This is a genomic window from Halomonas sp. MS1 (genome assembly GCF_024182575.1).
GTDB lineage: Bacteria > Pseudomonadota > Gammaproteobacteria > Pseudomonadales > Halomonadaceae > Vreelandella.
Genome location: NZ_CP098926.1, coordinates 243,109 through 268,031 on the forward strand (window position 1 = coordinate 243,109; position 24,923 = coordinate 268,031).

Sequence of the window (24,923 nt, forward strand, 5' to 3'; positions counted from 1 at the left end):
CCGGAGTGCTTACCATGATTCGATTCCAGCTTTTTCGCCCCTTATTTCAGCCCTTAACGCTGTGTGTTATAGCTGCCGCAGGTCTCGCCAGCACGCCACTCCATGCCCAGTCTAATGCGGAAGCCACGTTTGCTGGCGGCTGTTTTTGGTGCATGGAACCGCCCTACGATAAGCAGCCCGGCGTCAGCGCCACCATCTCTGGTTATATGGGCGGCGAGCTTGAAAACCCTACCTACGAGCAAATTTCTCGCGGCGGAACTGGCCATGTCGAAGTGGTGCAAATCAGCTACGATGCCAGCCAAATCAGCTACGAACAGCTGCTAGAGATTTTCTGGCGCAATATTGACCCCTTCGCCGTAGACCGCCAGTTTTGCGACAGCGGCGACCAGTACCGCTCAGCCATTTTTTACCATAGTGATGAACAACGAGAGCTAGCAGAAGCGTCGAAAGCTGACATGGAAGCACGCTTTGACCAAGCTATAGCAACTGAGATAACTCCCGCCAGCGAGTTTTGGGAAGCTGAAGAGTACCACCAGGATTACTATGAAAAAAATCCGCTACGTTACCGGTTCTATCGTTTGAGTTGTGGTCGAGACAATCGCCTGGAAGAGGTATGGGGCGAAGAAGCCGGTGGGCCAATATTTGAGTAGTCTACCCTTAACGCGCAAGTTTAACGGAACATTTTTTACCGACGACTGCCCTAGAGGGAGCGCTGTAGTTAAGACGCTAACAATCAATTTGGGCAAACCGGCGTTTTTCTACTAGAGTGGAGAATCAACATTAATAGACCAGTCGGCTATTAGCTGGTCTATTGTTTAACGCCCCGTTGATCAAAAGATAGGAGATCTTATGAGCAACAGCATCACCACCGTCAACCCAACCACCGGCGAAACGCTTGAGACTTATGCGCTAATGGATGCCAGCCATGCCAAGCAGATTGTCGAGGCTAGTCATGAAGCGTTTCTCGACTGGCGGCTTAAACCACTCGAACAGCGCGCTAAGGTAGTGAAAGCCATTGGCGAGGCGCTTAACGCCAATAAAGAAGAGCTTGCCGAACTGATGGTGAAGGAAATGGGCAAGCTACCCAACCAAGCCCGCCAGGAAGTCGAGCTTTGCGCAGGTATATGCGATTACACCGCGAAGCATGGCCCCACTACATTAGCTGACGAAGAGCGCAACCCTAGCAACGGCGAGCGTGGCATTGTTACTTACTCTCCCATGGGCGTTATCTATGGCATACAGCCGTGGAACTTCCCTGCTTATCAGGTAGTGCGTTACTCCATCGCCAACATTATGGCGGGTAATAGCGTGCTACTGAAACATGCTGAGAATGTCACTGGCAGTGGCCTACTGCTCGAAAAAATTTATCGTGAGGCTGGCCTACCGGAAAACGTTTTCCGCACGATCATTATCTCGCACGCCGTATCTGATGAGGTGATTGCACACAAGGCGGTTCGTGGCGTCACGCTTACGGGTAGTGATGGTGCAGGACGTAAAGTGGCGGCAAAAGCAGCCGAGCACCTGAAAAAAACCGTACTGGAATTGGGTTCAAACGATGCCTATTTGGTGCTGGATGATGCCGATCTCGATGTTGCCGTCAAAACCTGCGTCACTGGCCGAGTGTTTAATACTGGACAGACCTGCGTGGCTGCAAAACGCTTCGTGGTGACCGATGCCAACTACGAAGCGTTCAAAGCGCGTTTTGTGGAAAAAATGAAGGCGCTGAAAGTAGGCGACCCCAAGGCAGATGACACCGACCTAGGCCCCATGGCGCGGGTTGACCTACGCGATGCTCTTCACGAGCAGGTGGAACAGAGTGTGCGTAAAGGCGCAAAAATCCTCTGTGGCGGCGAAAAGCCATCTGGCAAAGGCGCGTTTTACCCAGTGACCGTGCTGGATAACGTGACACCCGGCCAGCCCGCCTACGATGACGAGCTATTCGGACCCGTCGCGGCGCTGATTCGCGCTAAAGATGACGAAGACGCCATGCGCATTGCCAACGACAGCCGTTATGGCCTCGGCGGCGGCATCATCTCTAAAGATGTGAAGCGTGCTACTGAGCTTGCCAGCAAGTACTTCGACACCGGCATGGTGTTTATCAATGGCTTTGGCGTTGCCACCCCGGAAATGCCGTTTGGCGGCGTTAAAGACTCCGGTTATGGACGTGAGCATGGCGGCTTTGGCATGCTTGAGTTCGTTAACGCAAAGTCGGTCATTGTTGTTAAAGAGTGAGGCGGTAAACGCTCAGAGTCATAGGTCATAAAAAGAGCGCGCCGCTAGCTTTCATCAGGCTAGCGGCGCTTTTTTGGTTACTAGTATTGTTATGGATTTTAGTGTTGTTCAGCGGTTCGGCGCTGCCAAAACTTCACTATTAGGGCCATCACTACCCACGTCACTAACGCCGCAATAACATCGTCTAACACAATTCCGAAGCCACCCTGCACATACTCTGCCAAATGAATTGGCGGCGGCTTCAGCGAATCAAAGAAGCGATAAACTCCAAACGCCAGGGCCATAACGAGTGGATTTCGGGCGGCTGTTAGCCCCAATACCGCTAGCGGGAACGCGACATATTCGTCGGCGACGATGCTGCCATGGTCAGCACCCGCAAAGTGCAGCGAAGCTGCATGGCATACTGGAACAGCTGCAGCAACTAACAGCCCCGTTATGGCCGCTTGCTGACGGGTTGGCTTACTTAACAACCACCACGCTAATGGAATTCCCAGCAGCGAACCTACCGTACCCGGCGCCACCGGCGCTAGCCCCAGCCCAAAGCCGGTGGCTAGCCAAAAATTAATGGTATCCAGCATTAACCGGCCTGCTGCGCCTGGCGTTCAAGTTCGGCAGCCATGTCGGGCGAGAGATTCAGCGCACTTGCCAATTGATCCAACCAAGCGCGCTCCATGGGATTTTGATCATCAGTGACAGCGACGCTGATCAGATACATCTCGCGGGCAGCCTGGGGGGAGTCAGCTTCACGGGCGAGTGTCTGAGCATCCAGCGGGGCGTTGAGCTGCTGCTCGACCCAGCGATGCATCTCCTGGTCGGCGCCTAGCGCATCGATCTGCTCCGTGATGAGTGCCTGCTCTTGCTCATCAATGTGGCCATCAGCTCTGGCGGCCATAATCATTGCTTGCAACAGCTCAAGGCTGCGCCGCTCTTGATACTCACCGCTAAGCACTTCTACCCGTTCGCCCTCGGATGCATTTTGAGCAGCACTGGACGAGTTAGCAGCATTTTTCCCTTCCTGAGAGCTTTGCCATGCTTTCCAGGCCAGCATGCCCACACCAGCAATTGCGCCGTACTTGAGCGCTTTACCGCCCATGCTACGACCACGCTTAGAGCCAATAAGCATGCCCATTGCGCCACCACCTAACAGGCTCTTCATATCAAAACCGCTAGAGCCGCCCCCTTGCCGCGAGCCCTGGCCTGCGCTACTGCTACCACCGCCTAGCTGGCGCGATAACCCATCAATAACGCCTTTAACATCGAAACCGCTTCCGCTGTTTCCACCACTGTTTCCACTACTTCTACTACCGCTGGCCTGCTTCATCAACTGTTGTAAAATCTTGCTTGCGTTCATCCTTGCACTCCTAAGTGGTTAGTATCTCTAGGGCTCGCTAGACGATTCACTTCCGTTATAAAACATGCTGTATGAACGCAGCATGAATTAACGCCACCCCAGGCATTAAAGAAGCGCGCCCTTCACCTCCACCGAGCTACCAAGTCGGCTGGCACGCACTTCAACACGGACAGGCATTTGCTCTTTGAGTTCGCTGACATGAGAGATAATCCCGATCATTCGCCCGCCCATTTGTAACTCACTGAGCATAGCAATTGCTTGGTCTAATGCATCCTGATCAAGGCTGCCAAAGCCCTCGTCAATAAATAGCGTATCCAACTGAATACCGCCTGCGTAGGCCTGCACCACGTCAGAAAGCCCTAGCGCCAACGCCAAGGCCGCCATAAACGACTCACCGCCGGAAAGCGTCGCTACCGAACGGCTCTTGCCGGTGTAGGTATCGGCCACATCCAACTCCAATCCCGAGGCTTTGTTGCCCTTGGATGGGTCTTCGCGTCGTACCAACTGGTAGCGCCCGCGACTCATACGCACCAGCCGTTCAGACGCTTGGATCAGTACGTCGTCCAGCAGCACTCCTAGCACAAACCGCTGCAAGCTAATGCGATTACCGGTGCGCCCATTAGCCACTTCGCTTAATGTCCCCCACACCCGATACTGGGCTTCAAGCTCGGCCTGGGCCGCACGGGCAGCGGTAAGTTTCTGGCGAACTCCCTGCAACGTAGTTAACCGCCCATCTAGCGCCCGCCACGCATCGAGTTGAGTGTGCTCCTCCGCTTGGGCGGCTTCGGTGAGTGTGGCGAGTGCGGCGAGATCTGGCGGCGTTTTTTCGGCCAGCTGGGCGTGGTAATTGTGTAGCGCGCCGTCAAGCTCAGCCAACCGGCGTTGATACGCCTCTACGTGGCGAGCCAGGTCTTGCCGTTGGCTATCCTCTAGCTGAGCCGCCTGATAAGCAGCTTCACTTTCAAATGAACTAGCTTGTAGCGCCGTTTGCCACTCAGCCTGGGCCTGCTCAAGCGCTTGCTGGTTACGCGCCAACTGCTGGTTTGCGTTGCGCAGCTGCTCTTCTGCCCGCGCCTGCTGGGTCTGGCTCGTCGAAAGCACCTGTTGTGCTCGCTCCCAGGCCTGTTCAAGCTCAGCAATTTGGCTATCAAGTTCAGTGAGCGTTTGACGCATGGCCAACGGGTTACGGGCATCTTCTGGCAGTGATTGGCTTAATTGATCGCGCTGGCTCTCTAGCCGTAACGCCTCCTCTTTGGCCTTTTCAACCACAGGCCGCTGGGCTTTGAGCTGTTTGTCCAGCGTGCCCCAGCCGCTACGTAGCTCGTCACGGGCAGCGCTTTGCCGGTTAATCTCACTCTCGACATGCTGCCGACGCGCGACTTGGCGGCGCAATTGTTCGCAGGCCTGTTGCAGCTCAAACGGCGGTTGGCTGGCCCAATCGCCTAACTGGTGACTAAGGCGCTGCGCCTGCTCAGCGTTGTAGCTAAGCTGCTGTGCTAACTGGTGAGCCTGACGCTCGGCGGTTTGGAAGGCGTGGCGGGCCTGCTCCTCAACTGAGCGGGCTTCTTCTACCTGCGCTTGGGTAACGAGATCAGCATGCTGAACCGCTGGGGATGGGTGTTCAAGGCTGCCACACACCGGGCAAGGCGCGTCCTCTTCCAGGGTGAGCGCTAACAGTGCGGCTTGCCCTTGGTGCCAGCGCATCTCTTGCTCAGTTGTGTGGCGCTTAGCCTGTTCTGCTTCGCTGCGCCGACCGTTAAGCGCCGCCGTTGCCTGCTGTTGTTGAGCGACAAGTTCACGCCCCTGCCGCATCAACGCCTCCAACTCCTGCCGCTGAGCTAGCAGGCTCTCATGGCGGCTCAGCTCTGCAGGGGCGCTGGCCAACTGCTGACTTTCCGTTTGCAGCTGCTCAAGAGTAACGCTTAGTGCTTCACCTTGCTGGCGAATACCGTCTAACTGAGCTTCATCACGCTTAAGTATGTCATCGGCTTGCTGCCAAGCGGTTTGCGCCGCTTGCCAGCGCGCTTCAAGCTCACTTAACTGCTGGCTTTTGTGGATAAACTCGCCCAACTGACGATGGCGCTCGCGCAGTGCAGGTAGTTCGGTCTGGCGCTGGCGTGCCGCTTCAAAGGTACGCTTGGCTTGTTCAGTATTCGTACGCTGGGTCGTAAGCGCGGCATCGGCTTGCCGCTGCTCTGCTTGGGCGGTAGTGAGTGCCTGCTGCGCCTGGACTAACGCAGCACTGTAAGGTCGTAGCGCTTGAGCGTGGTCGCTTTGGGTCAAGCGGTCCTGAAAGGCCGTTATTTGCGCCTGCTGCTCAAGGTGGCGTGCTTTCTCTGCGGCGAGGCTGTCCCGCGCTTCAAATTGGCGCTGTAACGCTTGGGCTTCATCTCGTCGCTGTTCAGCACTACGGCGCTGCTGCTGAGCGGTTTCAAAACGCTGACGCGCTTGCCCTACTTGCGGGGTTAGCGCCTCTACTTCTTGCGCCAATGCCGCTTCGCTTTCCAGCTCGCCCCCGGCCAAAATGCCGCTGATATGCTGGCGGTGATCATTCACCGCTCGCTCTATTTGATTCGCCTGGGTACGCAGGCGCTCTTCAATGCGCTGAAAAATCTGGGTTTGAAATAGCTGCGAAAAAATCTTCTCGCGGTCTTTCGATTCCGCTAACAGCAGTTCACGAAACTTCCCCTGGGGCAGCACCATTACTTGGCGAAATTGATTAGCATCCAGACCTATTAACGCGTGCAGTTGGCTGTTGGCATCAGTGATCTTACGCGCCACCAAACATTCATCCTCATCACCTTCCGGGGTCAGCCGCCACAGCTGGGCTTCAGCACTTTGTGTGGTTGTGCCTTCACCAGTCGCCTTGGGGCGCTCCTGCTGGGGCACCCGGCGCACTCGGTAAGCACTATCGCGCAGGCGAAAATCCAAGCTCACCTCGGTCAACAAGGTAGCAGCAGCCTGGTCGCAGCGCATTTGGCCGGCATCTCGGTCATTACCGGTGGTTTGGCCGTAAAGCGCAAAACAGATAGCATCTAATATCGAGCTTTTCCCTGCGCCCGTGGGGCCGTTAATCAGAAACAACGGGCTTTTGCCCAGCGCAGTAAAGTCGATCGTTTCGCTGCCAGCAAAGGGGCCAAACGCTTGCATAGTGAGCGTTAACGGCGTCATGACTGGCCCTCCTGCTCACGGCTTAGGGTGGTGATGAGTTCGCGCATGGCGCTGGCCTGCTCATCACTCATGGTGCCCCCGCTGGTTTGGGTAAAGAAATCACTAAACATATCCAACGCGCTGAACTGCAGCCGTTCGCGATCTAACTGCTGACGCCCTTGGGCTTCTAACATGCCGGGCTTTTCTAAATGCAGCACGTTGGGGTAGACCTCGCGTAGCTTGCCCATGGGGTCAAGAATCGCGTGGCGGTCGGTCATCCGCACTAACAAATAGTCATCGGCTTGGGTATCGGTTTTACCTTGTTCTAGCAGCTCGGCCAGTTCGCCCTCCAGCACACGCACCTCTCGGCGCGGCGTCAGCGGGCGGTGCTCGATCTGGCTCACGCCCTCGGGGCCAATATCCACCAGCGTGACGCCTTTGCGCTGGTTAGCCTCTGAGAAGCTGTATTTAAGCAACGAGCCGCTGTAGCGAATATGTTCACCACCGCGATATTGCGGCCCATGAAGGTGGCCTAAGGCGACATAGTCAAACGACTGCATCGGCTCCCAAGCAACACTTTCCGCGCCCCCCAAGGTTAACGGGCGCTCTGAATCGCTGGCACTGCCGCCATCCACAAAGCAGTGGCTCATAAGCACAGTAGGTCGACCCGCTCGGCGCTGGGTGTTGATACGTTCGACTAAGAAACGGTGGGCGCTGTCGAAATCGCGGACATCCACCGAAAACTGGCTGCGTACATACTCCGGGTCAGCGTAGGGAATACCGAACACATCCACTTCTTCCCCATTAATCGACAGTGTCACGGGATGATCGCAGGCAGATAGATCAGACAGAATATGCAGCCCTGCTTGGCGCAGGTGGCGCGCCCCGAAGCCAAGTCGCTCAGCGCCGTCGTGGTTGCCGGAAATCATAATCACCGGTAGGCCACGCTTTTCACACAGCTCACCAAGCACCTCATCTAACAGCGTGACGGCAGCGGATGGCGGCACCGAACGGTCGTAGATATCGCCTGCAACCAGCACAGCATCCACCGCATCGCAGTCGATAATATCCAGTAGCTGGTTCAATACATGGCGCTGGTCTTCCAGCAGGGAGAGGTTGTGAAACAGCCGCCCTAAGTGCCAATCGGCGGTATGAAGTAGTCGCATGGCAGGCTCAACGCAAAAAATATGCCCCATCATAGCAATCTGCATTCCAAACTGTCCGTCACGCAGCACAAAAAGCTTGCTACCAAAGCTCCCAACAAAAAGCCCCGCACATGGCGGGGCTGAAGCAACAGTAGTGGCTGTCGGTTAGTCGCGGAACGCGTCCGGATAGCTGGTTAAGTCAATACCCCACATGAGGGGCAATAAGAAATAAACCGCTGCGACGATTAGCAGTAGCGCGAAAATATTTAGCCAGAACCCATTGCGCACCATTTCGATAATTTTGATTTTTCCGGTCGCAAAAATAATCGCATTGGGGGGTGTGCCCACCGGCAGCATAAAGGCGCAATTCGCTGCCATGGCAGCAGGTACCATTAGCACGAACGGATGGATATCCAACGCCAGCGCCAGCGAGGCAAGCACCGGAAGAATCATCGTGGCCGTTGCTGTATTTGAGGTAATCTCGGTCAAGAACAACACCATGCCAGCGGCTAGCAAGATCACCAGCAAGAAGTTAACACCTTCCAGCACACTCATCTGACCACCAATCCAGGCGGCTAATCCAGAGGAACCGAAGCCAGCAGCAATCGCCAAGCCACCGCCAAATAGCAGCAGAATGCCCCAGGGTACGTCTTTGGCAATATCCCACCCCAGCAGGCAGCCGCCTTTGCTTGGCGAAGGAATTAAAAACAGCGCAATTGCCGCCACAATGGCGATCATCGTGTCGTTAATCCCCGGAATAGTGAGTATTTGGCCTTGCCACAGAAAAGAACGGGTAATCCAGAAAAATGCCGCTAACAGGAAAACAACCAACACGGCTTTCTCTTCAAAGGTGATCTTACCCAGCGCGGCCTTTTCCTTAGCAATGAGCGCTTTGCCACCCGGAAGGTTGCTGAAGTTAATCGGGTAAATAAAGCGTGTCAGCATTAGCCAACCAATAAACAGCAGCACCACAACGACCGGGAAAGCAAACATCATCCAACTGGCAAAGGTAATCTCAACGCCAAACAGCTCATTCACAATCGCTGCCAGAATAATATTGGGAGGTGTACCAATCAGAGTACCCAAACCGCCGATAGTGCCGCCGTAACCAACGCCAAAAATTAGCGCTTTACTGAATTTATCGATGTCTTCGCTATGATCACCCTCGCTCTTATTCAGTTCCTGGGTCACCTGATACACAATTGCAGTGCCAATAGGCAGCATCATCATGACCGACGCCGTGTTGGATACCCACATCGACAAAAAGCCAGTGGCCGCCATAAAGCCGAACACAATACTGTTAATGCTGGTGCCCAATACTGAAATAATGGTGAGGGCAATACGCTTATGCAGATCCCACTTTTCCATCGCCAGGGCAATCATAAAACCGCCGAGGAAAAGGAAGATAATAGGATTGCCGTATGCTGCCGTAACCGCACTACTCTCAAGGGCGCCGGTGATCGGCAGCAATACAATGGGCAAAAGTGACGTAACAGGAATAGGTATGGCTTCGGTAATCCACCACACGGCTACCCAAAGCGTGGTAGCAAGTACCATGCGGCCTTCTAAGCTAAGCTCCGCCGGGTGAAAAAACAGCAACACGAAGGCAAACAGCATCGGCCCTAGCACTAGCCCAACCTTTTGAGCTGTCGTATAGGCAGGTGGCTTTGGCGGTTTGCTACCCGAATGTTGTTGTTCACCTGACGTAGTAGAGGATGAGCGTCCAGCGCCGGCGGCTGGCAACGCACACATAAGTAGGTTTTTGGCTTGGTCATGGGAGTGCCAAAGCGACTCCCAGAGTGTCATGGTGGCAGTTCTGCGCATTATCAAAGTACCGTTCGCAGTCAGGTGATCGAAAGGGAGCTTCTCTCAGCCCCCCTATGGCGTATTTAAACCAGCCTAGCTGGCTTTTTGGTGCCCTTTATTCACTGCAGCCAAGTATTAGTCCAGCGAATTGACGAAAACTACAACCAAAGTCTAACAACTTTAGTTGTAGCTGTTAGCGCGCCTACCATGATGTGACACTGCACTTTTATCACGCTAGGTTTGAGTCTTTTTCCAAGGAGGTACTCACGTGCTCGACCGTTTTACTATGCCGTTGACCCATCGACCACTTGCCAGTATGGCTCGGTATCTCAACCACCGGCAGATTACCCCTGACCAAGTTACCTTAGTGGCTTTTTTAGTAGGTATCAGCGCGCTACCGCTATTAGCCTTTGAATATTATGTTTTGGCACTGGTGGCGATTTTATTGAACCGCCTCGGTGATGGGCTGGATGGCGCGCTTGCCCGGCTAAGCGGCCAGCAAAGCGATGCGGGCGGGTTTATTGATATCGGGTTGGATTTTGTCTTTTATGCCGCGGTCGTACTGGGATTCGCGCTGGCTAACCCTGGGCAAAATGCGCTGGCAGCAGCGGTATTGCTATTCGCATTTATCGGCACAGGGACATCGTTTTTAGCCTTTGCTATTGCGGCGAAAGCACGCAATGTTGAACGGCCAAACTTTCCACAAAAGGCATTTTACTATTTAGAGGGGTTAACCGAAGGCACAGAAACCGTTATTGCGTTAGTACTCTTCTGCTTGTTTCCTCAGTATTTTCCATGGTTAGCGGGTCTCTTTGCAGCCGGTTGTCTAATCACGACTGCCACGCGGCTATGGGGAGGCTATTGGACCCTACGCTAGCATTTAAGATCGCCCTATAACGGTTATGCACGCAATGTGCGTTATCGAACCGACAGCAGCGAACGTTAAGCACATCGTCCTGATAGAAAAGCATTGTTTTAAGAGCTGTGCTGTACACATTCATCAGGATGTAACCCGTGACTCTTTTTTTTCAGACGCCTTTATTTCGTCGTGTGCGCCAACACAAAGCTTCTATGGCATTGTGGAGTTCTTCCGCGCCAGTACGTGAAGAGTTGTTTAGTACAGAACGGCTTGAGCAGCACGCAGGTAGTTTAGCGCTGGCGCAGGTTGTGACTGCAAGCCCACCTAAAGTGGCGTCGTTAACGCGCCGCCTAAACGATAATGCACGCGTATTACTTGCCGCTTACCGCGCTTGCGCTGTCACGCTGGCAGAAGGTCGAGATGTCGTTCCCGCTGCCGCTTGGTTACTTGATAATTATCATCTTATCGAAGCACAAATTCGTGAAATACGCGGCGATCTTCCGCCGGGTTATTACCGACAGTTACCAAAGCTTGCAGAAGGACCTTTTGCGGGCTATCCACGCGTCTTTGGTATTGCATGGGCTTTTATTGCACATACCGATAGCAATATAGAACTCGCTAACTTACGTACATTTATTAAAGCTTATCAACGCATACAGCCACTAACAATTGGAGAGTTATGGGCGGTCGCGATAACGCTTCGCATTGTATTAGTTGAAAATTTACGTCGACTTGCCGATCAAATCATTAGTGAACAAACGGCGCGCGATGCCGCGGATACACTTGCGGCTAAATGGATTGCTACTGAAAATGGCTCGCCAAAGAGAAACGACTCCTCCAACCATTATTCAACTTACAACGACTCGATAAACAACGAATCGGCTAATAGCGTCTCGACAGATAACTGTTCAATGGATGAGGGTTCAATTGATCATCAATTCCCTTCTTTTACGTCTCAGAAAACACCACTGTCGGCGCCCTTTATAGCTCAATTAGCCAAACGTTTACGCGGCGTTAACCCCCATACCAATGCACTGGCCTGCTGGCTTTTTGAGCAGCTTAATCGCCAGGGCGAATCTATTGATGATGTGGTGCAAAGTACCCAACAGCGCCAAGGTGCAGCGAACGTTACTGTGCGAAATATCATTACCAGTATGCGTTTTATCTCCAGCACCGATTGGGCTGAGCTGTTCGAAAGTGTCAGCTTGGTAGACGTAAAATTACGCGAACATAGCCGCTTTGCGCAGTACGATTTTTCAACACGTAATCAGTATCGCATTGCCGTGGAAGAGCTCGCCCGTGGCTCAGCCTATAGCGAGTTGGAAGTCGTTGATCATACGCTAACGCTGTCAGGAGAAGCGCTGCCACTGACCGATGATGTCCATGAGGCAGCACGAGTCGAAGACCCCGGTTATTTTTTAGTGGCAGCGGGTAGGAATACGTTAGAAGAACGCCTTAACTATCGCCCGCCATTGAAACGGCGATTTCGCCAGCTGCTGTTGAAAAATGGCATCAATGGCTACGTCATAATGCTGACAGCGACGTCAGTCGCTTTAATGGTATTGGCCGGGTGGTTGCTGTTATCAACGCATTCAGGCGAGGTGTCGTCACTGTGGTTATGGTTATTGGCAGCCCTGGGCATACTACCCACGATTGAGATCGCTACGTCTATCGTCAATCGTTTCGTTATTTATAATATCGGCGCTCAGCCACTGCCTAGCCTAGACCTCTCCAAAGGTATTCCCCCCTCTCTTCGTACTCTGGTGGCAATGCCAACGCTATTGACCAATGAAGCCGACTTAAAAGAACAGCTTGATCGGCTTGAGGTGCACCACCTGGGTAGTGATGGCGGTGCTATTAGCTATGCACTGTTAACGGATGGTGTTGATGCCCAGCAGGCAGAACTAGCCACCGATGAGGCACTGTTAAGCATTTGTGAAAAACGCATTGAGGAATTAAACAAACGCTACTGTCCTGCTAGCCATGAAAAGCGCTTCTTTTTACTGCACCGCAACCGCGTCTACAATGCAGGTGAACAATGCTGGATGGGATGGGAGCGCAAACGGGGCAAGCTTCATGAGCTCAATAAACTGTTACGTGGCGCAACCGATACGACCTTCAGGGACCCACCTTCCCTACCAAGAAATGTGCACTATATTCTCACGCTGGACGCCGATACACGCCTGCCAAGAGGAGCCGCCAGCAAGCTGGTTGGCAAAATAGCCCACCCGTTAAACCACCCTCGATTTGATCCGCAGCAACGGCGGGTAGTCGAAGGCTATGCAATTTTGCAACCGCGCGTCACTCAATCGATGCCTACAGGCGAAAGAGGCTCTATTTATCAACAGCTGTGCTCTTCTCCAGGCGGCATTGACCCTTATGCCGCCGCCATTTCAGATCTTTATCAAGACCTAGTGGGTGATGGCTCGTTTGCAGGGAAAGGTATTTATAATATTGATGCCTTTGAAGCATCGTTAGAGGGCCGTATCGCTGAAAACAGCCTGCTAAGCCACGATATGTTTGAGGGCATTTTTGCCCGAGCAGGACTGGCATCAGATATTGAAGTCATAGAAGACTTTCCAGACCGTTATGATGTGGTGGCCAAACGCCAACATCGCTGGGTGCGAGGTGATTGGCAGTTACTCCCTTGGCTATTAACAGCTTCGTTACCGCCTTCAGGGCGCTTGAAAATACTCGGCAATCTACGCCGGTCGCTGCTCCCCCCGTTACTATTAGCCTGCCTTGCAGTGAGCTGGCAACTGCCTCTCATGATGGCCGTTGTCAGCAGCTTAATGGTCATTATGACCTTTAGCATACCGGTCTTACTGTCGTTAATAACGTCGTTAGCTCCGCTGCGCGCAGGCGTCAACCTTCGCTACCACTTCCAACAATGGTGGGATGAACTGACGCTGGGATTGAAACAAATTTTGCTGCAACTGATGTTTCTCCCCGACCAAGCGTGGCGGATGCTAGATGCCATTGTTAGCACTCTGATACGCGTTTTTATAACTCGCCGCCATTTACTAGAGTGGACATCGTCGGCCCAGACGATGAAATGCCCACACCTGACCGTTTGGAGATTTTATCGGCACATGGCACCCGGTACGTTACTTGGCGTAGCCATTGCCTTCAGTGCGTTATGGTTTAACAGTAGTGTTTGGCTAGTGGTCTTGCCGATCGCACTACTCTGGGTAGCAGCACCTGCGCTGGCAACTTGGCTAAGTAGTACGGCTAGTATTGCGACCCAACCTCTCATAGCAGAAGAAATCGCCCTTGAGCTTCGGCTTATTGCGCGTAGAACCTGGCGCTACTTTGAAACCTTTGTAACTACATCGACCAATTTGCTGCCGCCGGACAATTTTCAGGAAGAGCCTCGGCCGGTTATCGCCCAGCGCACGTCACCAACCAATATGGGTCTATACCTGCTGTCGATACTGGCAGCGCGTGATTTTGGTTGGATCGGTAACCCCAACGCGCTAAGCCGTATAGAAACAACACTTGCCGTTATGCATACCCTGCCCCGCTATCGTGGCCACTTCTTTAACTGGTATGCAATCGATGATCTACGTCCGCTAAACCCTAGGTATGTATCTACTGTCGATAGCGGCAACCTTGCTGGTCACCTCATTACTCTCGCTAACGCCTTGGAAACCTGGCAGGACACAACGTTTTCACCTGACCCTCGCCAAGCTATAGCCGATACATTGGCATTGGCGTTCGAAGCACTTAAATGTGAAGAGCTTAAGCGCTCCTCCCAAGCAGCAGAAACACCTTCGCCCACCAAACCGCTCACTGAACAGCTTGAGAAAATCGCCACTCTCGTAAGCGCAAATAAAACGTCGCCATTAGACTTGGAAGCCCTCACTAAGCAAACCAAAAAGGCACTTAGTATCGCTGGTGACCTTTTCAATGAGCATCTCGCTAGTGACGATGATAAAGATGTGCTTTTTTGGGTGGCAGCACTACACAAAACGGCTGCACAGCATAGCGGTGACCACACAAACAACACAATCGCCAACGGCACACATGTAAAGCGGCTCCAGCAACTGGCCAGTAAAGCGCGACGGCTTGCCCTCAGCATGGATTTTGCGTTTCTTCTCAACCCTGAGCGGCAGTTACTGTCGATTGGCTTCTCGCTAGATGACGCCAGTCTGGACATCAGTTGTTATGACCTGCTGGCTTCAGAGGCACGGCTGGCCAGCCTGTTTGCCATTGCCAAAGGCGATGTAGCCACTCGCCACTGGTTCCGACTTGGGCGCGCTGCCACCCCCTTAAAAGAGGGCGCGGCAATGATCTCCTGGTCAGGCTCCATGTTTGAATACCTGATGCCGTCGCTAATAATGCGCGCACCCGCTGGCAGCCTATTGGAGCAAACTAACCGTCTGATAGTTAAGCGCCAGGAAACATACGCCGCCCAGTTTTCAGCCCCTTGGGGTATTTCTGAGTCAGGGTATAACGCACGGGACATAGAGCATACTTATCAATATTCCAATTTTGGGGTGCCTGGATTAGGGCTGAAGCGTGGTCTATCGGCCGATTTAGTGGTCGCGCCGTACGCAACGGGGCTGGCGGCAATGATCGACCCGGAGGGGGCCTTCAAAAATTATCGCCGCCTTGCAGAAATGGGCGCGCTAGGACGCTATGGCTACTACGAAGCGCTAGACCTGACCCGCTCACGGCTCCCCAAAGGCGCCAAGCTGGTGATTGTGCGCAGCTATATGGCGCACCACCAAGGCATGACCATCGTCGCCATCGCTAATACGCTCCATCGTGGGCAGATGCGACAACGCTTCCACCGCGAACCGATAATTCAGGCGAGCGAGCTATTGCTTCAAGAGCGCATTCCACGGGATGTGGCTATTGCTTATCCCCGTGCCGAAGAGGTGAAATCAACCGCTAGCCAAACCATCAACGAAGCACAAACCGTGCGCAGGCTATCAACCGGCATCAACGGACCTCCGGTGACTCACCTGCTCTCAAACGGCAACTACTCTGTCATGTTGACCGCAACAGGTGGCGGCTACAGCCGATGGCACAACCTTGCCATCACTCGCTGGCAACCAGATACCACACGCGATCACTGGGGAAGCGTTATTTTTCTCCGCGATACGCGACGTCCAAGCGTTTGGAGTGCAACAGGACAATCACTGGAATCACATACCGGCGCTAATGACGAAGACAATCACGTGTTATTTGCTGAAGATTATGCTCGCTATGACCATCGGCACGAATCTATTGCTAGTCACTTAGACATCCTGGTGTCTGGGGAAGATGACAGCGAAGTACGTTTGCTAACACTGACCAACAATGGACGCCAAACCTGCGACATTGATGTTACGGCTTATGCAGAATTAGTACTCACCACGCCGAGTACCGACAACGCCCATCCTAGTTTTGCCAAAATGTTCGTGGTTACTGAATACCTTCCAGCATTCAATGCGCTAGTCGCCACCCGTCGGCGGCGGGACCCCAGCGAAGCGCATGTGTGGGCAGCTCACTTCGCCGTAGTGGAAGGCGATACTGTAGGAGATTTCCAATATGAGACCGACCGCGAGCAATTTATCGGCCGGGGCAACCGTATTTCCACAGCGACGGCACTTTCTGAAGGCCAGCATTTATCAGGCACGGTAGGCAGTGTTATTGACCCTATTTTTGCATCGCGCTACTGCCTGCGGATCGCGCCAGGTAAAGCCGCCCGCATCGCTTACTGGACGGTCGTTGCCGGCTCACGCGAGGCGCTGATGGATCTCATTGATAAACATCATGATGTTAGCGCCTTTGAGCGAGCAAAAATGCTCGCCTGGACTCAAGCGCAAGTGCAGCTACGTCATTTAGGCACTCAGCCAGAAGAAGCCGCCGACTTTCAGCGCTTAGCGGCCCCGCTGCTCTATCCCGACGCACGCTTTAGAGCCCCCCAGAAAACGATTCAAAGCGGCGCAGCTCAACAGTCGCTGCTATGGCAACACGGGATCTCCGGCGATTTACCCATTGTATTGCTGCGAATTGAATCCACTGACGATTTGCCACAATTGCATCAATTACTTCGCGCCCATGAGTATTGGCGCATGAAACGTCTTGAAGTTGATGTCGTCATCATCAATGAGCGTGCCTCCTCTTATATTCAAGATCTACAGCAAGCCATTGAAGCCACGATTCTCAGCAGCCAGGCAAGACCCCGGCTTCACAATGGCTATGCCCAGGGAACGGTTTATGCCCTGCGCGCCGACCTAGCAAGCGCCCAGTCACGCTCTCAGCTGCTATCAATTGCTCGCGTGGTGCTGATAGCGCACCGAGGATCAATTGCCGATCAGCTGTCTGTTATGTTGTCTGGTCAGAGCACCGCCAAGCCTCCGCTTGCCATTACTAAACGCGCCCTTCCCAGACCGTTGATAGATAAGGCTCATACTCCTCGCCAACTTAAGCGGCCTACACTCGAGCTTTTTAATGGTTGGGGCGGGTTTGCAAAGCAAGGACGAGAGTATGTCACCATCCTAGAAGCGGGCAGTTCAACGCCTGCGCCATGGATTAATGTCATTGCCAATCAACAGTTCGGGTTTCAAGTATCGGCAGAGGGCGCTGGCTATCTATGGGCAGACAGCAGCCGAGAAAACCAGCTGACACCCTGGAGTAATGACCCCGTCATTGACCCAAGCGGAGATGCTGTTTACGTCCGAGATGAAGAGACGTTCGAGCTTTATACCGCAACGGCAAGCCCGATACGTGACTCAGGCCGCTACGTTGCGCGTCATGGCTTTGGCTATAGCCAATTTGAACATCAGAATGACGAGCTTAGCTTAGAACTGTTGCACTTTGTGCCTCTGGATGCCCCGTTGCGCATCTCACGGTTGAGACTGACTAATCATTCAAACCGGACACGCAAACTCTCTGTGACTGCTTATGCAGAGTGGGTTTTGGGCACGTCGCGCAGCACATCAGCTCCCTTCCTGATTACGTCGCAAGCACCAGAAAGCGGTGCGTTGTTAGTTACCAATCCATGGAATGCCGACTTCCCAGGCCGAGTGGCTTTTCTCGATATTGGCGAGCCACCTACGCAATGGACTGGCAATCGCAGCGAGTTTATCGGTTATAGCAAAAACCTGGCCGAACCGGCTGGGTTACGCTGTAAAACGCCACTTTCCGGTACGTTAGGCGCGGGACTAGACCCCTGCGCCGCTCTTCAGCGTCCCGTGACGCTAGCCCCAGGAGAAACAGTCGACATTATCGTATTGCTTGGTCAGGGTGGCTCCAATGACGACGTTGCGAGGCTGATTACCCGTTTTTGTGATGCTGACATTGATGCAGAGCTTACCAGCATTCATGACCATTGGAATACGCAGCTCAATGCCATACAGGTCAAAACACCTGATCGGGCGATGGACATCATGCTAAACGGCTGGCTGCTGTATCAGACCATCGCCTGCCGCTTAACGGCTCGCTCAGCGTTTTACCAAGCCAGTGGCGCCTATGGCTTTCGCGACCAGTTGCAAGATTGCATGGCATTGACGTTTAGCAACGCCGCTACAACGCGCCAGCATTTACTGCGAGCGGCTTCACGCCAATTCCCTGAAGGCGATGTACAGCACTGGTGGTTGCCACATTCCGGACAAGGAGTGCGCACGCGCATCTCTGACGACCGGGTTTGGTTGGCTTACGCCTGCGCGCGTTATGTCGCAACAACCCATGACATAACGGTGCTTGATGAGCCGGTGAGTTTTCTAGACGGCGCACTGTTGTCGCCGCATCAGCACGAACACTTTTTCCAGCCGACCACCTCACAGGAAACCGCCCCACTGTTTGAACACTGCGCACGCGGACTGGATATCACCCTTTCGCAACTGGGTGAACATGGCTTGCCGCTGATAGGCGGCGGGGATTGGAATGACGGCATGAACCGCGTGGGTGCTGGGGGCAAGGGAGAGAGTGTGTGGCTAGGCTGGTTGCTGCTTAAAACACTTCATCAATTTGCGCCAATTGCCGAGCAGCGCGAGGCCCAAGCCTGCCACTCAGATGATCCTCAACGCGCCGCTCGTTGGTCTCAACATGCCCATGCGCTACGCCTAGCGCTTGAAAACAGCGCTTGGGATGGCCAGTGGTATCGCCGAGCTACTTACGACAACGGCAGCTGGCTAGGCAGCAAACAAAGTGATGCATGCCAGATTGATTCCATCGCCCAATCATGGGCAGTGCTTTCCGGCGCCAGCGACCCTCAGCGGTCGATGCTCGCTATGCACTCCCTGGAGCGCGAACTTATTCTGTACGATCAGCAGTTAGCGCTGCTCTTTTGGCCTCCCTTTAATCACCCGAAGCAGGATCCCGGCTATATAAGCGGCTATCCACCTGGAATGCGCGAAAATGGCGGGCAGTATAGTCATGCATCAATGTGGGCAATTTTGGCCTTTGCCCAGCTGGGTGAAGGCGACAAAGCATATCAGCTGTTTACACTGCTTAATCCCATCAACCATGCTACTACAACGGCAGCGGCTACCCGCTATCGCGTTGAGCCTTATGTGGTCGCTGCTGATGTGTATTCTGTGGCGCCCCATGTGGGACGAGGAGGTTGGACATGGTATACCGGCGCCGCCGGTTGGATGTATCAAGCCGGTATGGAGGGTATTTTAGGCATTCGCCGGGAAGCTAGCTGGCTGGTAATTTATCCCTGTCTGCCAGCGAGCTGGCCGCATTTTACTGCTGACATTACCCTTGCCCAATCGCACTATCATATCAAGGTGATCAACGCGCAAGCTTCTCCAGCGACGTTAAGTCAGAATCTCTTAAGCCAACCCCTCCTAAGCCAAGCCCTCACTGCAACACTGGATGGCGTTTGCTTAGCAGACACGGAGGTTGGCATGCCCATTCGAGTGCCCCTAGATAGTCAGCATCATCAACTAGAGATAGTTATCCGGCGATGTGCCCCAGCATCATGACAATGTTATGTGGCGTTAAACGCTGATAACACGGAGTGCTCAACAAAACGGCTTGCCTCTATCCCGAAGAATCATCAGCAAGGGCGCTGTTAGGGGAGGCAAACCGTTGGGAATTTTTATCAGTCTAAATCATCTAGCGTAACCACAAGGTCCCGGGTCGATACATCTACCTTCCAGAAGGTGTAGCTGTCGTCGTCTTCATCGACTAAACGAATATCGAAGTAGGGACTGTCATACCCCGTAATCGCCACCCGTTGAGTATCACCATCCATCAGGACATCATTACCGAGCACATCCTCTTCCCAGCTTTTTGAATCGACTGGGCTTATATACATGTAATACAAGATATAGCCTGTACGATTAGTGATATCGATATGGTAGTCGGTAGCCATTGCAAGCGAAGAGCTACACAGTATCAGCAGTGCAGCGAATAACACTTTGATGCGCATTGATAAGTTCCCTGTTCTTTTCTCTGTTAAGAGAAGCGATAGATTGCAACGTGGGTATCGCCAAGAGCCAAACATAGCGATCAGCACATTATATCGTCAGTTACTTATCTAATTGGGCGCCCTCCCCAAGTTTTTGAGCCAACTGCCCGCGAGATACTCACAGCTGGTAGAATGCTGCCCCTTTCAGGCACGTCCACGGCCTATCGCCACAACGTTTCCCCTTCTACTACCTGAGAGTCGCGCAATGATCGCCACCATCTACACCGTGTTTCAGCCACTTTTCCGGCTGGGCCTTATCCCACAGATTTTAATTGGCATTGTTGCCGGGATATTCATCGCCCTTTTCACACCGAACATTGCAGGCAATGTGGCACTGCTTGGTCAGCTATTTATTGCCGCGCTGCAAGCAGTGGCCCCTATTCTAGTCTTTGTGCTGGTTACCGCTGCCATCGCTGCACACAAGAAAGGTCAACCCACTCACATTCGCCCCGTGCTCATACTGTATGTGGTAGGCACATTAGTCGCTGCGCTAATTGCAGTGGCGGCAAGCTTTCTATTCCCTACCGAACTGGCATTGAATGCGGGGCAAATTGACGGCAATCCACCTGGGGATATTTTTAGCGTTCTAAGGGATCTGTTATTAAATGCGGTGGCTAACCCGATAAGTGCGCTAATGGAAGCGAACTTTATCGCTATTCTGGCATGGGCCATTGGCCTTGGTTTAATGCTACGCCAATCCAGCGACACCACCCGCCAAGCGTTAAGTGATTTATCCACTGCAGTCACCCGCATTGTCACGCTGGTAATTCGCTTAGCGCCGATTGGCATCTTTGGCTTAGTCGCGGGAACCTTGGCAGAGTCAGGGGTAGAGGCATTGCTCAACTACGCTCAACTGCTTGGTGTCATCGTAGGCTGCATGCTGTTTGTTGCTCTGGTTAGCAATCCGCTGCTCGTTTACTTGACTACCCGTCAGAACCCTTACCCACTGGTGTTTACCTGCCTGCGCGGCAGTGCCATCACCGCCTTCTTTACCCGCAGCTCAGCGGCAAATATCCCCGTAAATTTAGAGCTGTGTCGCCGTCTAAAGCTGGATGCCGATACCTACGCTATTTCTATTCCGCTCGGCGCGACGATCAACATGTGTGGTGCAGCTATCACCATAACGGTGATTACCTTGGCGACCACCCACACGCTAGGCATTACCGTTGACTTCCCCACTGCCCTACTACTGTGCGTGGTGTCTGCACTGGCTGCCTGCGGTGTTTCAGGCGTAGCCGGTGGTTCGCTGATGCTCATTCCGATGGCTGCCAACCTATTTGGCATTCCCACAGAAGTCGCCATGCAAGCAGTGGCAATTGGCTTTGTCATCAGCGTGGTACAAGACGCGACCGAAACCGCGCTGAATTCCTCAACGGATGTGCTGTTCACTGCTGCCGCCTGCCGAGCCCGTCAACCTTCCGGCTCTGACCACACGATATAACACAATTTGATTGACTTCTCGCTGTTCCTTATATAGAACGTTCTATAAAAGGAACAGCGAGATAATAGAATGGATGAGCACTCACTTAGTACCCTAGGCCAGCATTTGCAATCCCTTCGCCAAGCGCGGGGCTGGTCACTCTCCTACCTAGCCAATGCCGCTGGCATTGCCAAGTCGAATCTGTGCCGTCTGGAACAAGGTAATGGCAATCCCACCTTGGATACCATCTGGCGGTTAGCAGTGCAGCTTAATGTCCCCTTCGGCACCCTGGTCGCGCCTATCTCTGTGCCTTTAGGTGAAGATGGCGTGCAAGTTCAGTTAATTGACCAGGGAAAAGGCTCGCCTCAGGTAGATGCCTATTGGATGCGCTGCGCTCCCCATACCCTGCGCCACGCCGAAGCTCACACCCTTGGTACTCAAGAAACGCTGACCCTGATCAGCGGCTGGCTCGAAGCCGGCCCAGAAGGGACGGTTACTGCGCTAACCCCTGGCGATAGCATCACCTTTCGCGCTGATGAGCCTCACTTTTACCGCACCCAAGACCAAGAGGCCACCATGCTACTCACCATTACTTACGGCGAACAGGGGGATGCACCATGAACCAACTTGTCAGCCACTCGCCGTGGCGTAGCGCGCTGCAAGGCGTGCAGGAAGCGATTCCGCTATTGGGTGGTTACATACCGGTGGCGCTATCGTTTGGTTTGGTGGCTAGCCAAGCAGGCTTTAGCACATGGGAAGCCACAGCTATATCTGCACTGATTTACGCGGGTGCTTCGCAGTTTTTGTTTGTGGGCATGATCGCCACCGGCGCTCCGCTGTGGTTGGTGGTAGCAATGACATTACTGATTAATGTGCGCCATGTGGTGTACGGCCCTAACCTAGCCGAGCTGCTGCCGCGCAGCCGCCACTGGCCATGGCTAATGCACGGCCTAACCGACCAGGTATTTGCTCTGGCATTAACCAGGCTTCCTCAGTTGCCTGACGCGAAGCGCTTTAGCTGGTTTGTAGGTGCATCGTTACTGGCGTGGGGAGCATGGGCAGTGGGCACTGCCGTGGGGGCTACCGCTGGCGAAGCATTTACCGCCCGCTGGCCGTTGTTGGGTGAAATTATGCCCTTCGCGCTGCCTGCCCTATTTCTCACCATGGTGGCTCCGCGTTTTACCGATAAACGCTGGGCAGTAGCAATGGGACTCACCATCATTGCTGCGCTGTGTTTAACGCTGACTGGATGGGGCAATGTGGCCATCCCATTGGCGGCCGCCTGTGGCGCGCTGTGCTTCTATCTGGTGAAGTTTGAAAAAAGGAGAGGGAGTAATGAGTAGCGCGCTGTGGTTAGCGGTGATGATATCTGCGATAGGTACTTTGCTGATGCGTGTGGTGCCTTTTCTATGGATGCAGCGCCGGATAAACAGTGAGACCGGTATTAACAATATGCCTCAATGGCTGAGTATTCTCGGCCCGCTGATGATCGCCGCTGTGCTCGGTGTTTCTATCGTGCCAGTGAGCCCAAGTACCGTTTCATGGATTGCCACTGCTATCGGTCTTTCCGTCACATTGTGGGTATGGTCGCGGCTCCGCTCATTAGGCTGGCCGGTCGCAGCTGGGGTGGCGGTATTTGGCATCGTCGAGGTGGGGGTAGCGCTAATATAACGCTACCCCACCTTGCTAAAACGCTTTTGGAAACACTAATTGCGGTAAATACAGAAAGACGCTTGGCAGTAGTATCATGGCGATAATGATCGACATAATGAGCACTATTAGCGGTATTACTGCCATAAAAGCACGCGGCATGGAAACTTCGCCAATCTGCGTTGCGATAAGCAGACAAATACCATACGGAGGCGTAATCAACCCTAAGGTGAGCGATAAAACCACTACCAGCGCCATATGGACCTGGTTGATATCAGCTGCGATACACAGCCCCTGAATAATGGGGAGGAAAATAATAACTGCCGTCACCGGGCTGAGGACGGTTCCAATCACTAACATGAACAGCATCACCAACAGCATGATGCCCACCCGCGATTGCGTTACGGTGAGGATAAAGTTAGCAACCTCCTGAGCGATCCCCAAGTACGAAATCAGCCACCCCATAATGCCTGCGGACGCTACGGCAAACATGGGTAACGAAAAGGCCACAACCGAGTCTGACAAAATGCCGGGAAGCTGCCTAAAACGTATCGCTCGATAAAAAACAAAGGCTAACAACACGCCTACCAGAACCGCTACCGAAGCGGCTTCCGTGGCAGTGAATACGCCTAGGGTTATGCCACCTAGCACCACTAGCGGCAGCACCATAGGTGGAGCAGCGGTGATCGCAGTGCGCCCCATTTGGCGGAAAGAGAACTTACCCGTTGCTTTAATATCGTGCTTTCTCGCGATGTAATACACATAGCCCATCTGCATCAAACCGACGAGTATCCCTGGCAGAATGCCCCCCATAAACAGAGCACCCACGGATACGTTGCCAAAGGCACCGTAAATTACCATGAGAATCGAGGGCGGAATGATCCCCCCCAGCACGGACGATGCGGCCGTTAATGCCACAGCAAACGGCGCGGGATAGCCCGACTTCTTCATAGCCGGAATGAGTACCGCCCCCACGCTGGCAGTATCTGCAGCTGCAGACCCCGAGAGGCTGGCGAACATCATGGATACCATGACATTGATGTGGCCCAGGCCGCCACGAACATGCCCAACGGTACTATCCGCAAAGCGCAGCAGACGGTCGGTGATTCCCCCGTCGTTCATCAGCCGCCCTAACAGTAGGAAGAAAGGCACGGCCAGTAACGGGAATGAGTTAATGCTGGCAAACATCTGATTAACGACCGATGTTAAGGGCAGCCCCAATTGCATGATCGTCAATATGGAAGCCAAACCAATCGCAAAAGCGATAGGGACACTTAGGCCGATAAGAATCAGAAAACTGCCAATCAAGGTAATCAATGGACTCATGATTCGGGGGCCTCTCCACTACTGGCCGCATCTCTACCAGCACGCAGCTTGGCGATATCATCGCGAATAGTCTCAATAGAAAATAGCAACATGGAGATACCTGCTACGGGAATCGCGGCGAACACATAGGCCATGGGCGTACCTAGCGCTACCGAGCGTCGGTTCCAGCCCATATCCACCAGTACATTACCGTGCACAATCAGTACATAGATCACGGGCAGACAGGCTAAGCTACCGAATAAGCGTAATACCCGCTGAGTAATAACAAAGTTTGGAGGAAAAACGTCCACCACATAGTGCCTACGCTTACGTAGTGCAATGGCCGCGCCAATAAAGACCGCCCAAATGAAACAGGCCATAGCGACTTCATCGGTCCACGATACTGATATTTTCAGGTAGTTACGTGCCACCACCTGATAGAGCACCGTTAGGATAAAGGCTGCAAACAGCGAGCCTGCGATAAATGTCAGGAGTTTCTCCAACAGATCGTTTATTTTCCGCATTTTTCTGCCCTTACATTGGCGCACTGCTTGCAGATGAGACACAAAGCAGCACGCCAAAGCGCTGATGGA

16 protein-coding genes are annotated in these 24,923 nt (G+C 53.4%); 8 read left to right on the forward strand and 8 right to left on the reverse strand.

Going from position 1 to position 24,923, the window contains the following annotated elements:
* Positions 1-14 precede the first annotated feature (14 nt).
* Together msrA and NF683_RS01175 are read left to right on the forward strand one after the other, a co-directional pair.
* The gene (gene msrA / locus NF683_RS01170; RefSeq protein WP_253921030.1) at positions 15-650 is read left to right on the forward strand and encodes a peptide-methionine (S)-S-oxide reductase MsrA; all 636 of its coding nucleotides are present in this window, start codon (positions 15-17) and stop codon (positions 648-650) included.
* A 199-nt stretch (positions 651-849) separates the two neighbouring features.
* Positions 850-2,232, forward strand: a complete 1,383-nt coding sequence (locus tag NF683_RS01175) for an NAD-dependent succinate-semialdehyde dehydrogenase (RefSeq protein WP_253921031.1) — start codon at positions 850-852, stop codon at positions 2,230-2,232.
* A gap of 98 nt (positions 2,233-2,330) precedes the next feature.
* Here the strand turns inward: NF683_RS01175 and NF683_RS01180 are convergent, their stop codons facing one another.
* The 5 genes from NF683_RS01180 to NF683_RS01200 all read right to left on the reverse strand — a co-directional run bounded on the left by NF683_RS01180 (position 2,331) and on the right by NF683_RS01200 (position 9,684).
* The gene (locus NF683_RS01180; protein ID WP_089039548.1) at positions 2,331-2,810 is read right to left on the reverse strand and encodes a phosphatidylglycerophosphatase A family protein; all 480 of its coding nucleotides are present in this window, start codon (positions 2,808-2,810) and stop codon (positions 2,331-2,333) included.
* Complete coding sequence (locus NF683_RS01185) at positions 2,810-3,583, reverse strand: tellurite resistance TerB family protein (protein ID WP_193059415.1); 774 nt, start codon at positions 3,581-3,583, stop codon at positions 2,810-2,812. Before NF683_RS01185 ends, NF683_RS01180 begins: the two co-directional genes overlap by 1 nt.
* 105 nt (positions 3,584-3,688) lie before the next feature.
* Positions 3,689-6,754 carry an AAA family ATPase gene (locus tag NF683_RS01190; RefSeq protein ID WP_253921032.1) on the reverse strand — a complete coding sequence of 1,022 codons (3,066 nt, stop codon included), beginning with the start codon at positions 6,752-6,754 and terminating at the stop codon, positions 3,689-3,691.
* Positions 6,751-7,899, reverse strand: coding sequence for an exonuclease SbcCD subunit D (locus tag NF683_RS01195; RefSeq protein ID WP_253921868.1), 1,149 nt, complete (start codon positions 7,897-7,899; stop codon positions 6,751-6,753). Before NF683_RS01195 ends, NF683_RS01190 begins: the two co-directional genes overlap by 4 nt.
* A 144-nt stretch (positions 7,900-8,043) precedes the next feature.
* Positions 8,044-9,684, reverse strand: a complete 1,641-nt coding sequence (locus tag NF683_RS01200) for a DASS family sodium-coupled anion symporter (RefSeq protein ID WP_342760374.1) — start codon at positions 9,682-9,684, stop codon at positions 8,044-8,046.
* Between the two features lie 268 nt (positions 9,685-9,952).
* Between NF683_RS01200 and NF683_RS01205 the strand changes: the two genes are divergently transcribed.
* Positions 9,953-10,561, forward strand: a complete 609-nt coding sequence (locus NF683_RS01205; RefSeq protein ID WP_253921034.1) for a CDP-alcohol phosphatidyltransferase family protein — start codon at positions 9,953-9,955, stop codon at positions 10,559-10,561.
* 137 nt (positions 10,562-10,698) lie between these two features.
* Complete coding sequence (locus tag NF683_RS01210) at positions 10,699-19,467, forward strand: GH36-type glycosyl hydrolase domain-containing protein (RefSeq protein WP_253921035.1); 8,769 nt, start codon at positions 10,699-10,701, stop codon at positions 19,465-19,467.
* Between the two features lie 119 nt (positions 19,468-19,586).
* On the opposite strand, the gene NF683_RS01215 is transcribed toward NF683_RS01210, so the two are convergent.
* Positions 19,587-19,916, reverse strand: coding sequence for a hypothetical protein (locus NF683_RS01215; protein WP_253921036.1), 330 nt, complete (start codon positions 19,914-19,916; stop codon positions 19,587-19,589).
* A 244-nt stretch (positions 19,917-20,160) separates the two neighbouring features.
* Here NF683_RS01215 and sstT point away from each other — a divergent pair, with 244 nt between their 5' ends.
* From sstT to NF683_RS01235, 4 genes are all read left to right on the forward strand, one after another.
* On the forward strand, positions 20,161-21,396 hold the full coding sequence (gene sstT / locus NF683_RS01220) for a serine/threonine transporter SstT (RefSeq protein ID WP_253921037.1): 1,236 nt from the start codon (positions 20,161-20,163) through the stop codon (positions 21,394-21,396).
* A 69-nt stretch (positions 21,397-21,465) separates the two neighbouring features.
* Positions 21,466-21,996 carry a helix-turn-helix domain-containing protein gene (locus tag NF683_RS01225; RefSeq protein ID WP_253921038.1) on the forward strand — a complete coding sequence of 177 codons (531 nt, stop codon included), beginning with the start codon at positions 21,466-21,468 and terminating at the stop codon, positions 21,994-21,996.
* Positions 21,993-22,718 (forward strand): AzlC family ABC transporter permease, encoded by a 726-nt coding sequence (locus tag NF683_RS01230; protein ID WP_193084879.1) that lies wholly within the window; start codon positions 21,993-21,995, stop codon positions 22,716-22,718. The genes NF683_RS01225 and NF683_RS01230 overlap by 4 nt, the downstream gene beginning before the upstream one ends.
* Positions 22,711-23,046: an AzlD domain-containing protein gene (locus tag NF683_RS01235; RefSeq protein ID WP_253921039.1), complete on the forward strand. Its 336-nt coding sequence runs from the start codon at positions 22,711-22,713 to the stop codon at positions 23,044-23,046. The genes NF683_RS01230 and NF683_RS01235 overlap by 8 nt, the downstream gene beginning before the upstream one ends.
* 15 nt (positions 23,047-23,061) lie before the next feature.
* Here the strand turns inward: NF683_RS01235 and NF683_RS01240 are convergent, their stop codons facing one another.
* Positions 23,062-24,351 carry a TRAP transporter large permease gene (locus NF683_RS01240; protein ID WP_120386497.1) on the reverse strand — a complete coding sequence of 430 codons (1,290 nt, stop codon included), beginning with the start codon at positions 24,349-24,351 and terminating at the stop codon, positions 23,062-23,064.
* Complete coding sequence (locus NF683_RS01245) at positions 24,348-24,854, reverse strand: TRAP transporter small permease (RefSeq protein ID WP_193059423.1); 507 nt, start codon at positions 24,852-24,854, stop codon at positions 24,348-24,350. The genes NF683_RS01240 and NF683_RS01245 overlap by 4 nt, the downstream gene beginning before the upstream one ends.
* Between the last annotated feature and the right edge of the window lie 69 nt (positions 24,855-24,923).

Bases quoted from the DNA above. Each gene is read 5' to 3' on its own strand.
- msrA (WP_253921030.1), top strand. From the start codon at position 15: ATGATTCGATTCCAGCTTTTTCGCCCCTTATTTCAGCCCTTAACGCTG.
- NF683_RS01175 (WP_253921031.1), top strand. From the start codon at position 850: ATGAGCAACAGCATCACCACCGTCAACCCAACCACCGGCGAAACGCTT.
- NF683_RS01180 (WP_089039548.1), bottom strand. From the start codon at position 2,810: ATGCTGGATACCATTAATTTTTGGCTAGCCACCGGCTTTGGGCTGGGG.
- NF683_RS01185 (WP_193059415.1), bottom strand. From the start codon at position 3,583: ATGAACGCAAGCAAGATTTTACAACAGTTGATGAAGCAGGCCAGCGGT.
- NF683_RS01190 (WP_253921032.1), bottom strand. From the start codon at position 6,754: ATGACGCCGTTAACGCTCACTATGCAAGCGTTTGGCCCCTTTGCTGGC.
- NF683_RS01195 (WP_253921868.1), bottom strand. From the start codon at position 7,899: ATGCGACTACTTCATACCGCCGATTGGCACTTAGGGCGGCTGTTTCAC.
- NF683_RS01200 (WP_342760374.1), bottom strand. From the start codon at position 9,684: ATGACACTCTGGGAGTCGCTTTGGCACTCCCATGACCAAGCCAAAAAC.
- NF683_RS01215 (WP_253921036.1), bottom strand. From the start codon at position 19,916: ATGCGCATCAAAGTGTTATTCGCTGCACTGCTGATACTGTGTAGCTCT.
- sstT (WP_253921037.1), top strand. From the start codon at position 20,161: ATGATCGCCACCATCTACACCGTGTTTCAGCCACTTTTCCGGCTGGGC.
- NF683_RS01225 (WP_253921038.1), top strand. From the start codon at position 21,466: ATGGATGAGCACTCACTTAGTACCCTAGGCCAGCATTTGCAATCCCTT.
- NF683_RS01230 (WP_193084879.1), top strand. From the start codon at position 21,993: ATGAACCAACTTGTCAGCCACTCGCCGTGGCGTAGCGCGCTGCAAGGC.
- NF683_RS01235 (WP_253921039.1), top strand. From the start codon at position 22,711: ATGAGTAGCGCGCTGTGGTTAGCGGTGATGATATCTGCGATAGGTACT.
- NF683_RS01240 (WP_120386497.1), bottom strand. From the start codon at position 24,351: ATGAGTCCATTGATTACCTTGATTGGCAGTTTTCTGATTCTTATCGGC.
- NF683_RS01245 (WP_193059423.1), bottom strand. From the start codon at position 24,854: ATGCGGAAAATAAACGATCTGTTGGAGAAACTCCTGACATTTATCGCA.